Source organism: Salinarimonas rosea DSM 21201, from assembly GCF_000429045.1.
Classification (GTDB): Bacteria; Pseudomonadota; Alphaproteobacteria; order Rhizobiales; family Beijerinckiaceae; genus Salinarimonas; species Salinarimonas rosea.
In genome coordinates, this window is the sequence record NZ_AUBC01000011.1 from 185,504 (window position 1) to 199,758 (window position 14,255).

Sequence of the window (14,255 nt, forward strand, 5' to 3'; positions counted from 1 at the left end):
CCGGCTCACCGCGGCAACGCGTCGGCTCGGTACTGCGCCGCGAACTCGTCGCTCGGCGGGATCGGCGTGATCACGTCGATCAGCACGCCGTTCGGGTCGCTGGTGATGAAATGGCGCTGGCCGAAGGGCTCGTCGCGCAGCGGGAGGAGCATCGGCAGCCCGGCGCGGGTGAGCCGCGCATGGACGGCATCGACGTCCTCGACCTCGATGTTGAGCAACACGCCCGCGGCGCGCCCGCGTCCGCTCTCCGGGATGGTCTCGTGGTCGCCCTGCAGAATCGCGAGAGCGATGCTCGGGTCCCTCGTGGATTGCAGGTGCACGTACCAATCGGCCTCGAAGGCGGCGGCGAAGTCGAAATGGGCGATCCAGAACCGCGCCGTCTCGGCGACGTCGGACACCATGAGCACCGGGTACCAGCTCGTGACGTTCATGCTTTCCATCCTCGCCAGAAACATACATTCTGCATGTCGACGATCGCTTTAACAAACAGGCACTCTGTATGCAAATGAAATCCGAGCGCCGCTCGAACGCGGAGCGGACCCGCGCGATGCGCGACACGCTGATCGCGACCGCTCGGGCGCTGTTCGCGGAGCACGGCTTCGCCGAGACGAGCACGCCGGCCCTCGTCGCGGCCGCCGGCGTGACCCGTGGCGCCCTCTATCATCACTTCGTCGACAAGCGGGCCTTGTTCAGGGCGGTCGTGGAGGCGGAAGCGACGGCGGTCGCGGAGGCGATCGAAGCCTCGGACGACGTGGCGGCGTCGCCCCTCGAGCGGCTTCTCGCCGGTGCGGACGCCTATCTGCGGGCCATGGCCGAGCCCGGCCGCACGCGCCTCCTCCTCGTCGAGGCGCCCGCTGTTCTCGGCGAAAGCGATCGGCGCACGATCGAGGAGACCCGCGGCGACGCCACGCTGCGCGAGGGGCTCGCGGCGGCCATCGCGGCCGGCGCCCTGCAGCCCCTGCCGCTCGCGGTCCTGGCGCCGGTCCTCTCCGCCGCGCTGGAGCGTGCGGCGGAGGCGATGGCGGCCGGCGCCGCCCCCGAGGACTGCCGTACGGTGATCCGCGCGCTGATCGACGGGCTCGCCTGAAGCGGCGTCGCCGGCGGCCGGGGCGGGATCCGCGCTACAGCGGCGCGCTGTCGGCCGTCGGCCAGTAGGTGCCGACGCTCCAGAGATTGCCCTCGGGATCGCGGAAGGCGAAGTCGCGGGTGCCGTAGGGCGTGTCGCGGACCTCGGCGGTGATCTGCGCGCCCGCGGCCTTCGCCCGCGCGTACGCGGCATCGATGTCCGCGACGGCGAGGTAGAGGGCGTCCGTCCGTCGGCCGTCGCGCGGGCCGATGTCGGCGCCGTAGGCGTCGTCCCGCTCCTGCCCGATCATCAGGATCGACGAGCCGAGGACGAGCTCCGCATGGGCCACCAGGGCTGCGTCGCCGTCCCCGTCGCGGTAGACGACGCGCTCGCGAAAGCCCAGCGCCTCGGCGAGCCAGGCGATCATCCCGTCCGCGTCGGCGCAGCGCAGGGTGGGGAAGAGGCAAGGTGCGGTCTCGAGGGTGCTCATCGGTGTCTCCGTTCGTGAGAGACCCGCACGCTACCGCCGGCCGTGGGGCCGGTCTTGATGGTTTGTCACCTCAGCCCGCCGCCTCGCCCGCACGTAGCGCCTCCGCGCCGCGGCCGATGCGGCCGAGCCATTGCGTCGGCGTCGCCCCCGCCAGCGACCGGAACTCGCGCACGAGATGCGCCTGGTCGGCGAAGCCGCAGGAGGCGGCGACGTCCGCCCACGAGGCAGGCCCGGCGGACATGGCAGCCCCGGACGTCGCGGACGTCGCGACGACGCAGGCCCGGCGGAAGCGGACCATGCGCGCCAGCGTCTTCGGACCGACGCCGAGATGCCGTGCGCTCAGCGCCGCGAGGTGCTTGCGCGAGATGCCGATGTCGGCCGCGATACCCGCGATCGAGACGGCGCCGCCGGTCCGGGCGACGGCCGCGCACAGATGCGCGATCTCCGGCCGCGCCGCGGGAAGGGTGCGCGCGAGCAGGAAAGCCTCCGCCAGATCGAGGCGCTCGTCCCACGTCGCCGCCTCGCCGAGGCGCCGGCGCAGGTTCCGCCCCGCGGGGCCGAGGGCGTCCTCGATGTCGACCATCCGCGATGCGATCTCTCCGGCGAGGCCGCCGAGGAAGCGGTGCGCGCCGAGCGGCGTGAAGTCGATCTGGAGGCATTCCGCGCCGCCGTCGGAGCGGATCTCGACGGGGCCGGCGTGCAGGCCGGCGACGAAGCTCGGCTGCACATCGTCCTCCGTCGGCGCGCGGCCGAAGGCGATCCGGAAAGGGCGGCCGAATGAGACGATCACCGGCACGACGAGCGTCGCGCTCTCGTGCTGGACCCGCGGCCCGGGCGCGATCTCGCGATAGCCGGCGAGCGAGGCGACCACGCTCGCGAGCGCCGGATGCGGCGCCCGCCGGACGAGCTCGACTCGAGACGGCTCCTTCATCCCTCGGCCTCCCGGCATCGCCTGGCGCGCATCATCGCACACGACGGCGCCGGGGTGGAGCGTTCCGTCGGCCCGTGTCGTCGCCACCCGGCTGCGCGATTGTCGCCGAGCCGTAATGCCGTCTCCCTCGTTGCGTCCGTAGTACCGAATGGCGGTTCCATTCGGGCCGTGTGCCGCGCGGTCCTGCGTATCGAAGGAAGTCGGGAATGCGCACGGAAACGAACTCTACGAGGGCCGGTCCGGCGAACGGGACCGGATCGTCCTGCTGCGGCAGCTAGCCGATCGAGGGGGCCGGGGGAGGGCGGGTTTCGCACGTCGCGAGGCTGCCGATGGACGACCCACCCCGACCCACGCCCGACCGACCTTCGACCCACGACGAACCGCGCGTTCCGGGAGCTTGACCGTGAGCACAGTAACACTGGAGGTCTGCGGCCTCTTCGAAGAGCTCGACCACCTCGGGGTCGAGAAGCAGCTGCGCGCCGAGAAGGGTGTCCGCCGGGCCTCGGCGAACCCTGCGTCCGGCAGCGTGACCATCGACTACGACGAGGCGGTCACCAGCGTCGAGACCCTGCAGCGCAAGGTGAGGTCCTGCGGCTTTCGCTGCGGCGGGCGCGTGACCCCGCGGCATGTCTGCGAGCCGGCCGCACCGGCGCCGACGCAGGCGCCGCCCGCGCAGCCGAGCCACGCGGGCCACGGCGGGCCGACGCCGGCGCACGACGAGATGGCGCACGAGATGGGCCACGGCGCGGGCATGGACATGGCCGCCATGGTGCGGGACATGCGCAACCGCTTCTGGATCGCATTCGCCTTCACCATACCGATCTTCGTCTATTCGCCGATGGGCGGGATGTTCGTGCCGCCCGAGCCGCCTTTCGGCCTCGGCCTCGATCTGTGGTTGTTCTTCCTCGGCAGCCTCGCGATCGTCTACCCGAGCTGGCCGTTCTTCACCGCCGCCTGGCGGGCCCTGCGCAACGGCGTGCTCAACATGGCGGTGCTCGTCGTGCTGTCGGTCGGCACGGGGTACCTCTTCAGCGTCGGCTCGACCTTCTTCTTCCCCGGCGTGCAGTTCTACGAAGCGGTGGCGGTGCTGCTCGTCTTCATCCTGCTCGGCCATTGGCTGGAGATGCGGGCCCGCGCCGGCGCCTCGGCGGCGATCCGGGCGCTGCTCGATCTCGCACCGCCGATGGCGACGGTCCTGCGGGACGGGCGGGAGGTCGAGGTCCCGACCTCGGAGGTCGAGGCCGGCGAGACCGTGATCATCCGGCCCGGGAACAAGATCCCCGTCGACGGCGAGGTGATCGAGGGCGAATCCCTCGTCGACGAGTCCATGCTGACCGGCGAGTCGATGCCGGTTAACAAGGGGCCGGGCGACCAGGTCATCGGCGCGACCATCAACAAGAGCGGCAGCTTCCGATACCGCGCGACGAAGGTCGGCGCCGACATGGCGCTGGCGCAGATCGTCAAGCTGGTGCAGGAGGCGCAGAACTCCAAGGCGCCGGCGCAGCTCCTCGCCGACCGCGCCTCGCAATGGCTGGTGCTGATCGCCATCCTGATCGGGCTCGCGACCTTCGCGGTCTGGTTCTGGTGGATCGGCCAGCCGCTGCTGTTCGCCTTGACCTTGACGATCACCGTCTTCGTCATCGCCTGCCCGGATGCGCTCGGGCTGGCGACGCCGATGGCGGTCATGGTCGGCACCGGCCTCGGCGCCACCCACGGCATCCTGTTCAAGAACGCCGGCGCGCTCGAGGACGCCACCAAGCTCGACGTGATCGTCTTCGACAAGACCGGCACGCTGACCATGGGCCAGCCGCGCGTCGTCGACGTCGTGGCGGCGGCGGGGCGCAGCGAGGACGAGGTCCTGCGGACGGCCGCTTCCGTGGAGCGCGGGTCCGACCACCCGCTCGCGCTGGCGATCGTCGAGCGCGCCGAGGGCCTCGACGTCCCCGCGGCGCGCGGCTTCCTCAACCTCGAAGGCAAGGGGGCTCGCGCCGAGGTCGACGGGCAGACGGCCTGGCTCGGCAACCGTCGGCTCATGGACGAGGAGGGGATCGACCTGGGTCCGCTCGCGGGAGAGGCCGACCGCCTCAAGGGCGCCGGCCGCACGGTCGTCCATGTCGCCCGTGGCGGCGAGCTCCTCGGCCTCGTCGCCATCGCCGATGCGCCACGCCCGAGCGCCAAGGCGACCGTGGCGAAGCTGCGCGAGCGCGGTGTGGAGGTCGCGATGCTGACCGGCGACAACGAGGGCACCGCCAAGCGCATCGCTGCGGAGCTCGGCATCGAGATCGTGCTCGCCGACGTGCTGCCGGGACAGAAGGCCGACAAGGTCAAGGAGCTGCAGGCGCAGGGCAAGCGGGTCGGCATGGTCGGCGACGGCGTCAACGACGCGCCGGCGCTCACCCAGGCCGATGTCGGCTTCGCCATCGGCGCCGGCACCGACGTGGCGATGGAGAGCGCCGACGTGGTGCTCATGAAGAGCGACCCCTACGACATCGTCGGCGCGATCGAGCTGTCGCGGGCAACGCTCCGCAAGATGCATCAGAACCTGTTCTGGGCGGTCGCCTACAACGTCGTCGCCTTCCCGGCCGCCGCCGGCGTCTTCTATCCGCTCGTGATCAGCCCCGAGGTGGCGGCGATCGCGATGTCGGGCAGCTCGGCGCTCGTCGCGGTCAACGCGCTGCTGCTCAAGCGCACGCGGCTGGAGGGGGTGGGCCGTGGCCGTCCCGCCGAGGCGGCCGGCGCACGCCCGGCCGAGGCGGTCGGATGAGGCCTGCTCCGGGCGAGGACCTTCGGATTGCGCAGCGACGCTGCGGTCGGCGTGGGAGGATGGAATGGACCACGGAGACAAAGGGCGCGGATCCTTCTCCCCGCGCGCGAACATCGTCCTGCTGGTCTTCCTGGCAGTCGGCGCCTTCTACCTCGTCGCCGAGCACCGGGCGCACCTCGTCGGCGTCGGGCCGCTGCTGCTCCTGCTCGGCCTATGCGTCGTGATGCACTTCTTCATGCACGCAGGGCACGGGCACGGGCCCGGCAGCGACGACGGCGATCCGCCGCCGGGAGGCGGCCGCGAGCCCGGCGGCCATCACCACTGAATCCACCGAACGGACATGGCCGCGATGACCGAAACCGCCCCTGCCTACGGCCTCTGGTTCCTGGTCGTCGTGAACTCGGCGATCTTCATCCTGTTCGCCTTCAGCTTCTTCAAGCCGAAGACGGCCCGCGACTGGCGCTCCTTCGGCGCCTTCAGCGCCTTCCTGGTTGCGCTGTTCACGGAGATGTACGGCTTCCCGCTGACCATCTACCTGCTCTCGGGCTGGCTGCAGAGCCGCTTCCCCGGCGTGGACTGGCTGTCGCACGATGCCGGGCATCTGCTGGAGATGCTCTTCGGCTGGGAGGCGAACCCGCATCTCGGGCCGTTCCACCTGCTGAGCTTCGCCTTCGTCGGCGGCGGCTTCGTGCTGATCTCGACCGCCTGGAAGGTGCTCTACGAGGCGCAGCGCCGACGCACGCTCGCGACGTCCGGCGCCTATGCCCACGTGCGCCACCCGCAATATGTCGGCTTCATCCTGGTCATGTTCGGCTTTCTGCTGCAATGGCCGACGCTGCTGACCCTGGCGATGTTCCCGGTTCTCGTCGTCATGTACGTGCGGCTGGCCAGGGGCGAGGAGCGCGCGGCGCTGGTCGCGTTCGGTGAGAGCTATAGGCGCTACGCGGCCCACGTGCCCGGCTTCGTCCCGAGGCTGGGCCGACCGCCGAGGCGGAAACCGTCGTGAGCCTCCGCGATCGCGCGGAGGCATCGGCGCCTCGCCCCGACGCGCCGGCACCGCCGCGACGCGGCTCGAGCGTCACGGCCGCCGCACGAGACGGCCCGGGCGTGGCCGCACCGTGGGAGATCCGGCTCGCCTGGCTCCTGCGCGCCCTCATCGTGGCGACGGGTGTCTTCCACGTCCTGGAGGGCGCGTTTCTCTTCGGGCTTCTCTGCTTCGGCGCGCTGGCGCTCATCCTCGCGCCTTCCCTCGTCGCGCGCTCGGCCAGGCTGACCATTCCCGTCGAGATCGAGCTGTTCGTCCTCTGGTGGCTCGTCACCGACATGACGCTCGGCCGCTTTCTCGACCTGTACAGCCTCGTGCCGTTCTACGACAAGGTCATCCACTTCGGTAACTCCGGCCTGCTGGCGATCGTCTCCTTTCTGGCGATCTACGCGCTGACGATGACCTGCCGGATGAGGACCGGCTTCGTCCTGAACCTGACGGCGATCTTCCTGCTGACCCTCGGCGCGGGGGCGCTCTGGGAGATCGTCGAGTTCGGGATGGACCTCGCGCTCGACGCCGGCGCGCAGGGATCGCCCGTGATGGCGCCGCTCGAGGACACGATGTGGGACCTCGTCATGGATGGGCTGGGCGGCCTCCTCGGCGGCCTTTTCGGTGCCCTCTACATGCGGCGGTCGCGGCGCTCCCTGGCGCGCTGGGGCCGCTTCGCGGAACGGATCGGCGCCGCATGAGGAGCGGGGCGGGGGTGCCGCGGCGCTCGCGCGGACGCCTCCGGGAGGCCGCCGGGACACCGGCCGCGTCTGCCGGGCCTCGCCTGTAAGGACTGCCGGCTTACCACGTCTTTTTGCTGGAGAACGACGTGGCGCTGTGACGACCGGCCGGTGGTGCCGCGTCGCGAGCGAATACCCCACGCCGCCCCCCGAACGTCACCTCGCCCTGCGCAGTGATCGCGCGGAAAACGCAAAGCATGTCCGCGGAAGCGAAGAGATGCCCACTCAGCCCCAGACGAACGATCCGGCCGCGTATCCCGAAGGAGCCGTCCGCTCTCCGTTGCCCTTCATCTCCGGATTTCTCGGCAAGCTCGTCCGGACCGGCCGGTTGACGGTGGTCGACAGGGCGGGTCGGAGCCACAGCTTCGGCCCGGGCCACAATGGACCGCAGGTCACGGTCAGGCTCCACGATCCGCTGGTCCCGCTGCGGATCCTGCTTCGCCCGTCGCTCGCGCTGGGCGAAGCGTACATGGACGGCACGATCACCATCGAGAAGGGGACGTTGCCGGACCTGCTCCACCTTTGCACCGGCAATTTCCAGGCGCTCGACCGGCATCCGATCGCCGGCTTGCGCAGCGATCTCGACCGCTGGCTACGCCGCCTCCAGCAGAACAACCATATCGGACGCGCCCGCACGAACGTCGCCCATCACTACGATCTCTCCGGTGCGCTGTACGACCTGTTCCTCGATCAGGATCGGCAATATTCGTGCGCCTATTTCCCGACCGGCGCCGAGACGCTCGAGGAAGCGCAGGAGAAGAAGAAGCGCCACATCATGGCGAAGCTCCTGCTCGAGCCCGGCATGCGCGTGCTGGACATCGGCTCGGGCTGGGGCGGGCTCGCGCTGGAGATGGCGCGGACGGAAGCCGTGGACGTCACGGGCCTGACGCTGTCGCAGGAGCAGCTCCTCGTCGCAAACGAGCGCGCCGCCACGGCCGGCCTGTCCTCGCGCGTGCGTTTCGCCTTGCGCGACTACCGGGAGGAGCAGGGAACCTACGACCGGATCGTCTCGGTCGGCATGTTCGAGCATGTCGGGGTGGCGCACTACCGGACCTACTTCGACACGCTGCGCCGGCGCCTGAAGCCCGACGGCATCGCCCTCGTGCATGCGATCGGCCGGGCCGATCCGCCGGGCTCCACCGACCCTTGGCTGCGACGGTACATCTTTCCCGGCGGCTACTGCCCGGCGCTGTCGGAGGCGCTGGCGGCCGTCGAGCGGTCGGGGCTCTGGGTGACCGACATCGAGATCCTGCGGCTGCACTATGCCGAGACGCTGCGGCACTGGTTCGTGCGCTTCCAGGCCAACCGCCACCGCGCGAACGCGATCTACGACGAGCGCTTCTGCCGGATGTGGGAGTTCTACCTGGCAGCCTGCGAGGCAGCATTCCGCAACGGCCCGATGATGGTGTTCCAGCTCCAGCTCGCGCGCCGGCGCGACACGGTCCCGCTGACGCGCGACTACATCGCCCACCGGGAGAACCTCGACGCTCGGCCGGAGGAAGCCGTGGCATGACCAGAGCCGAGCGAGCGTCGGCTTCATGATCGGCGGCCGGCTCCTTCGGATCGGTGCCGCGGCCACGAGCCTGCTCGGGACGGCGGCGGTCGAGCGTGCACGCGCAACGGCCCCGGAAAGGTCGCAGCTGCCGCGGCGGCTCCGCCTCGCACTCGAGCGGCTCGGGCCGACTTTCGTGAAGCTCGGACAGACGCTGAGCCTGCGCCGGGACCTGCTGCCCGATTCGTGGCTCGTCGAGCTCAGCCGGCTGCAGGACAATGTTGCGCCTTTCCCCGCCGCGGACGCGCGATACGCGGTCGAGGTTGCGCTCGGCCGACCCGCCGAGCAGATCTTCGCTGCGTTCGAGGCGGAGCCGATGGCTGCGGCCTCGATCGCTCAGGTTCACCGGGCGCGGTTGCCGGACGGACGTGCCGTCATCGTCAAGATCCGGCGTCCCGGCATCCGGGACCAGATCGATCGCGACATGCGTGCGCTCGTCGCCATAGCTCGCCTCGTCCTGGTCCTGGCTCCGGGCCTTCGCCGCTACCAGCCGCTCCGCATCGTCGACGAGATCTGGGTCAACCTGCGCAAGGAGACCGACTTCCGCCACGAGGCGAGGAACATCCGTCGCTTTCGCGAAGCCTTCCGGGAGTGGCCGACGGTGAGCGCGCCGGACGCGATCGACGATCTCTATTCCGAGGCCGTTCTGGTGCAGGAGATGAGCGGCGGACGGAGCATCGGCGACCCCTCCGTCGACGGTCCGCGGCTCGCACGGGTTCTGATCGACGCCTATCTCCATCAGTTCTTCGTGGCCGGGCTCTTCCACGGCGACCCCCATCCGGGCAACCTCTTCGTGATGCCGGACGGACGCCTCTGCTTCCACGACTTCGGGCTGGTCGGCTACCTCGACGGCCGCACCCGCCGCTCGCTGGCGGTCTACCTCCAGGCGTTCGTGAGCAAGGACGCCGCCTGGATGCTGGACGCGGCCGTCGAGCTGGGCCTGCTCGGCGGCTCGATCGACCGTCCCGTCTTCACCCGCGGGATCGAGGAGATCCTGTCCGACTTCGCCACGCGGCCGCTCAAGGACTGGTCCCTCGCCGAGGCCGTGCTGCGTGTCGCCCGGCTGGGTTCGGGCGAGAACCTGGTCCTGCCGCAGAACCTCGTGGTGCTCGTGCGGGCGCTGTTCCTGGTGGAAAGCGCGCTGCGAACCCTCGACCCGGACTTCAAGGTGCTGGACATGCTGCTGGCGCGGGGCGGCGCCATGATGGAGGGCGTCCTGCGCGGCGGACCGCCCACCTCGGCCTCGACCCGGCTGAAGACCGAAGCCGCCCTGGCTGCGCAGGACCTGCCGGGGACCATCGCGAGCTGGTTGCACCGCGCGCAGCGCGAGGGCGGGGGACCGCTCGCTGCCATGCGGCATGCGAGCCCGGAGGCGCAGCTCGACCGGGTCGGCAACCGGCTCGCCTTGGCGATCGTCACGCTCGGCCTCTATGTCGCGGCCTCGCTGCTCATGCTGGACAGCGCGGGGCCGCGCGTCCTCGGGGATTTGCCGCTGTTCGCGCTGCTCGGTTACGCGCTCGCGTTCCTGTCGTCGTTCCGGCTGATGCGGGCGATCGCCCGCTCGGGACGGCTGTAGATCGCGCGGTCGCTCTCGTCGACGTCCGCGGCGGACGGTCCGGTCTCGGCTCTCCCGGGAGCTACACCTCGACATCCTCGGAGCGGCTCACCGCGACGATCGTCGTGTGCGCGTCGAGCCGGATCGAGCCCGCGGTCGTCTCCCGCCCCGCGCCGGACGGCGTGTCGGCGGTGGTGTCTGTCGATGTGTCGATCACGACCTCCCATCCGCTCTCCGCTACGCTCGGGAGGGTGAACCGGCAGGGGGTGGGGTGCGCATTGAAGAGCAGGCAGATGGTGGTTCCGCGATCCCGGACGAGGCATCCGAGCCGGTTGTCGGGGCCGTGCCAGTCGGGCGGGCCGCCTGCCGGCCCCAGCCAGGTGACCTCCGCATCCGTGTAGAAGCTCTCGGCGCGCAGGATCGGATGCGCCTGGCGGAAGGAGATCAGCCGCCGGACGAACGCCACGAGCTCCGCATTGCGCTCCGCGAGCGACCAGTCGTACCAGGAAACCGCGTTGTCCTGGCAATAGGCGTTGTTGTTGCCGGCCTGGGTGCGGCGGAACTCGTCGCCGCCGAGCAGCATCGGGACGCCGCGCGAGAGCAGGAGGGTGGCGAGCAGGTTCTTGATCTGCCGCAGCCGAATCGTCTCGATCCGCGCATCGACGGTCGGGCCTTCGACGCCGTTGTTGTCGCTGTAGTTTTCGTCGAGGCCGTCGCGGTTGTCCTCGCCGTTGGCCTCGTTGTGCTTGCGCGCGTAGCTGACGAGATCGTTGAGCGTGAAGCCGTCATGGCTGCTGATGAAGTTGACGCTGTTGAGCGGGCTTTCGCCGCCCGACTGGTAGAGATCGCTGCTACCGGCGAGACGGGTCGCGAACGCCCCGATCGTGCCCGGGTCGCCGCGCCAGAAGCGGCGGACATCGTCGCGGAAGTGGCAGTTCCATTCGGCCCAGCGCCGGCCGGGAAAGCGCCCCACCTGGAAGGCGCCGCCGGCGTCCCAGGCCTCGGCGATCAGCTTGACGTTCCGCAGGATCGGGTCCTCGGCGATCTGCTCGAGCAAGGGCGGGTTCGCCAGCAGGTTGCCCTGTGCGTCGCGCCCGAGCACCGAGGCGAGATCGAAGCGGAAGCCGTCGACATGGAAGTGGATCACCCAGTGCCGCAGGCAATCCACCACGAGGCTGCGCACGACAGGATGATTGCAGTTCACCGTGTTGCCGCAGCCGGTATAGTCCGCGTAGTCCCCCTCGGGCGTCAGGACGTAGTAGATCGCGTTGTCGAGGCCGCGGAAGCTGTAGGTCGGGCCGTCCCGTCCCGCTTCCGCCGTGTGGTTGAAGACGACGTCGAGGATCACCTCGATCCCTGCCCGATGAAGCTCGCGGACCATCGTCTTGAAGGCGTCGAGCTCGCCTCCCGGCGCGACGGCTCCCGCATAGCCGGGCATCGGCGCGAACAGGGCGACGGGGTTGTAGCCCCAGTAGTCCGGCAGGCGCGTCCCGCTGAGCGGGTCGTGCCGGCCCGCCGCCTCGGGGTCGAAGGCCTGGACCGGCATCAGCTCGAGCGCCGTGACGCCGAGCTGCCGCAGATAGGGGATCTTCTCGACGACACCGAGATACTCTCCCGGTCGGCGAACGCCGGAGGACGGATCGATCGTGAGCCCGCGCACATGGGTCTCGTAGAGGATCGTCTCGCTCCACGGACGACCGGGCGGCGCGTCGTCGGCCCAGTCGAAGTCCTGGTCGGCGATCACGCAGCGGGGGCCCGCATCACCCGACAAGCCGGTGACGGAGCCTGCATAGGGATCGAGCAGCGTGCGATCCGGGTCGAAATCGTGCCCGTCCGCCGGCGAACGTGGCCCATCGGCCTGGAGGGCATAGAACCTTCCGCGAAGGTCGCCCGTCAGGCGGGCGTGCCAGATGTCGCCGGTCCGGTGACGCCGCGCATCGAGAGGCAGGCGAAGGCTCGCCTCCGCTGCGCCGGCCGTGTCGTAGAGAAGCAGCGTCATGGCCGTGGCGTGCCGGCTGAAGACGGCGATGTTCGAGCCGTCGCAGCAGTCGTGCAGCCCGAGCGGCAGCGGCTCGCCGGGCCCGATCCGGACGGGACCGTGGTCCGGCTTCGGCGGTGTGGCAGCCGCTACCGGATCGCATGCGGAGGGGAGGGGGGAGCGCTGAATCCTGCGCCCGCCCTCGCCGTCCGCCGACGATCCCGGCCGCTCGTCTTCAGCCATGGCCGACCAGATTGCGCGGCTCGCCACGAGCGAAGGCCTCGATGTTGTCGAGCGTGGTGTCGATGATGCGCTGCACGGCGCTCTGCGTGTTGTAGGCGTTGTGCGGCGTGACGATCACGTTCGGGAACCGCAGCAGCACGTGATTGGCGACGAGCGCCTTCAGGTCGAGGCCGTCGGTCGAGCCTTGCCGGAAGATCTGGGCCTCCTCGCGAATGAGCGGCTCCTCCGGCAGGACATCGAGCCCGGCGGCTCGGAGCCGGCCGTCGGCCAGCGCGCGGACCAGGGCCGGCACGTCGACGACATTGCCCCGCGCCGTGTTGATCAGGATGGCGCCCGGCTTCATCTGGGTGAACGCGCGGTCCGAGATCAGGCCCACCGTGCCCGGTGTCGCCGGCACGTGGAGGGTCAGCGCGTCGGCGGAGGCCAGGACCTCGTCGAGATCGGCATAGCAAAAGCCGAGCCGAGCCGCCGTGGCCGCGTCCGGCTGGGCGTCGTGGGCGACGACCGTCATCCCGAAGCCGCGCGCGATCTCGATCACGCGGCGCCCGATCCGCCCGGTGCCGACGACACCGAGCGTCTTGCCGCGCAGCTCGAAGCCGCGCAGCCCGCTCTGCGAGAAGTCGCCCCGGCGGGTCCGCTCGACCGACGCGACCAGGTTCCGTGCCACGGCCAGGAGCAGCGCGAAAGCGTGCTCCGCAACCGTCGAATCGCCGTAGTCGGGCACGTTGGCCACGGCGATGCCATGGGCCCGGCACCAGTCGAGGTCGATATGGTCGAAGCCGGTCGAGCGCGTGGCGATCAGCGCGAGGGAGGGCAATCGCGCCAGCACCTCGGCGTCGAGCTTGGAGTTCACGAACGTGCTGACGATCTCGGCATCCGGATGGTCTGCAGCGGTGCGGGCGTCGAGCGGATCGCGCGTGCAGCTCAGCTCGTGCGCCGGTTCCAGCCGCAGGCAGGCCCGGTGTTCCCATTCCTCGGTTTCGAAGACGACGACCTTCATCTCGCGACCTCGCCCCGTCGGCGCAGCATCGGCGCCCCGAGCCGCTGCTCCCCGTCCGCCACGCGGCGCGTGCTCGGAACGAGAGGGACGGTGCCGCCGCAGACGGCTTCGAACCGAGCCACGCGTTCCTCCGTCACCCGTATGCTCCTCGTGATCATGGCCGACATCCCGTGCCGCCTCGTTTCAAACTTTGCGCGATCTCGAGACGCGCTGCGCCTCGCCGGTGGCAGACCGGTTTCACCCCAAGGACGCGCCCCGGCACCGCGCCTTACAGCGGCGCACAGCGCGGGGCCACGACGCGGACGGAAGCGGCACGCCGTCGCGTGCCGAACCGCGGGGCGGGCCCGGAACCATGACGGGACGACGAGGATTTCGTCATGACGAAGCGGATCGTCCGAGCCCGCGCCCGGCCGGGCGCAGCCGGTCCCGCGCCGCGGCAGGGGGCCTTCTGCGCCGGGCCTGCTACGAGGAGTATCCCATGAGCTACACCATCAACCGCACCATCGAGGGCGGTGATGTCGATGCCGTCGACACGAAGCTCCGTGCGTCGCTGGCCGAGCACGGCTTCGGCGTGCTGACCGAGATCGACGTGCAGAAGACGATGAAGAGCAAGCTCGACAAGGACATGGCGCCCTATCGGATCCTCGGCGCCTGCAATCCGAAGATGGCGTGGGAGGCGATCGGCATCGAGCCGCGCGTCGGCGCCATGCTGCCCTGCAATGTGATCCTGCGCCAGACCGACGCGGGCGTGGAGGTCAGTGCCGTCGATCCGGTCGCGTCGATGCAGGCGATCGACAACGCGGAGCTCGGCAGGGTCGCCGGCCAGGTGCGCGACATGCTGGCCAAGGCGGTCGCCGCGGTCTGACGCGGCCGGTCGGGCCCGCGGGCCGAGTCGCACCGCGC

Annotated in this window: 13 protein-coding genes; 8 read left to right on the top strand and 5 right to left on the bottom strand. The window is 70.4% G+C overall.

Annotation, left to right across the window (positions count from 1 at the left end; all coding sequences use genetic code 11):
• Window positions 1–5: 5 nt before the first annotated feature.
• Window positions 6–431, bottom strand: a complete 426-nt coding sequence (locus tag G407_RS0109855; protein WP_029030678.1) for a VOC family protein — start codon at window positions 429–431, stop codon at window positions 6–8.
• Between the two features lie 68 nt (window positions 432–499).
• Between G407_RS0109855 and G407_RS0109860 the strand changes: the two genes are divergently transcribed.
• Entirely contained in the window at window positions 500–1,087 is a 588-nt protein-coding gene (locus G407_RS0109860; protein WP_029030679.1) for a TetR/AcrR family transcriptional regulator, read from the top strand.
• Between the two features lie 34 nt (window positions 1,088–1,121).
• On the opposite strand, the gene G407_RS0109865 is transcribed toward G407_RS0109860, so the two are convergent.
• Window positions 1,122–1,556 carry a VOC family protein gene (locus G407_RS0109865; protein ID WP_029030680.1) on the bottom strand — a complete coding sequence of 145 codons (435 nt, stop codon included), beginning with the start codon at window positions 1,554–1,556 and terminating at the stop codon, window positions 1,122–1,124.
• Between the two features lie 70 nt (window positions 1,557–1,626).
• On the bottom strand, window positions 1,627–2,487 hold the full coding sequence (locus tag G407_RS26835; protein WP_052341173.1) for a helix-turn-helix domain-containing protein: 861 nt from the start codon (window positions 2,485–2,487) through the stop codon (window positions 1,627–1,629).
• 403 nt (window positions 2,488–2,890) lie between these two features.
• Here G407_RS26835 and G407_RS0109875 point away from each other — a divergent pair, with 403 nt between their 5' ends.
• The 6 genes from G407_RS0109875 (at window position 2,891) to G407_RS26850 (ending at window position 10,152) form a co-directional block, all read left to right on the top strand.
• Window positions 2,891–5,251 (top strand): heavy metal translocating P-type ATPase, encoded by a 2,361-nt coding sequence (locus tag G407_RS0109875; RefSeq protein WP_029030681.1) that lies wholly within the window; start codon window positions 2,891–2,893, stop codon window positions 5,249–5,251.
• A gap of 64 nt (window positions 5,252–5,315) precedes the next feature.
• Window positions 5,316–5,576 (top strand): DUF2933 domain-containing protein, encoded by a 261-nt coding sequence (locus tag G407_RS26840; protein WP_043539400.1) that lies wholly within the window; start codon window positions 5,316–5,318, stop codon window positions 5,574–5,576.
• Between the two features lie 24 nt (window positions 5,577–5,600).
• Window positions 5,601–6,257 carry a methyltransferase family protein gene (locus tag G407_RS0109885; protein ID WP_029030682.1) on the top strand — a complete coding sequence of 219 codons (657 nt, stop codon included), beginning with the start codon at window positions 5,601–5,603 and terminating at the stop codon, window positions 6,255–6,257.
• A gap of 101 nt (window positions 6,258–6,358) precedes the next feature.
• Entirely contained in the window at window positions 6,359–6,985 is a 627-nt protein-coding gene (locus tag G407_RS0109890; RefSeq protein ID WP_029030683.1) for a DUF2238 domain-containing protein, read from the top strand.
• A gap of 136 nt (window positions 6,986–7,121) precedes the next feature.
• Window positions 7,122–8,537, top strand: a complete 1,416-nt coding sequence (locus G407_RS26845; RefSeq protein ID WP_245259067.1) for an SAM-dependent methyltransferase — start codon at window positions 7,122–7,124, stop codon at window positions 8,535–8,537.
• Window positions 8,538–8,712: 175 nt separating this feature from the next.
• On the top strand, window positions 8,713–10,152 hold the full coding sequence (locus G407_RS26850) for an ABC1 kinase family protein (RefSeq protein WP_210163099.1): 1,440 nt from the start codon (window positions 8,713–8,715) through the stop codon (window positions 10,150–10,152).
• Window positions 10,153–10,213: 61 nt separating this feature from the next.
• Here the strand turns inward: G407_RS26850 and glgX are convergent, their stop codons facing one another.
• A complete protein-coding gene (gene glgX, locus G407_RS26855) occupies window positions 10,214–12,352 on the bottom strand; it encodes a glycogen debranching protein GlgX (protein ID WP_052341175.1) in 2,139 nt (712 codons plus the stop codon).
• Entirely contained in the window at window positions 12,345–13,352 is a 1,008-nt protein-coding gene (locus G407_RS0109910) for a hydroxyacid dehydrogenase (RefSeq protein WP_029030684.1), read from the bottom strand. The genes glgX and G407_RS0109910 overlap by 8 nt, the downstream gene beginning before the upstream one ends.
• Window positions 13,353–13,830: 478 nt before the next feature.
• On the opposite strand from G407_RS0109910, the gene G407_RS0109920 reads away from it, so the two are divergent.
• On the top strand, window positions 13,831–14,217 hold the full coding sequence (locus tag G407_RS0109920) for a DUF302 domain-containing protein (protein WP_029030685.1): 387 nt from the start codon (window positions 13,831–13,833) through the stop codon (window positions 14,215–14,217).
• Window positions 14,218–14,255: the final 38 nt, after the last annotated feature.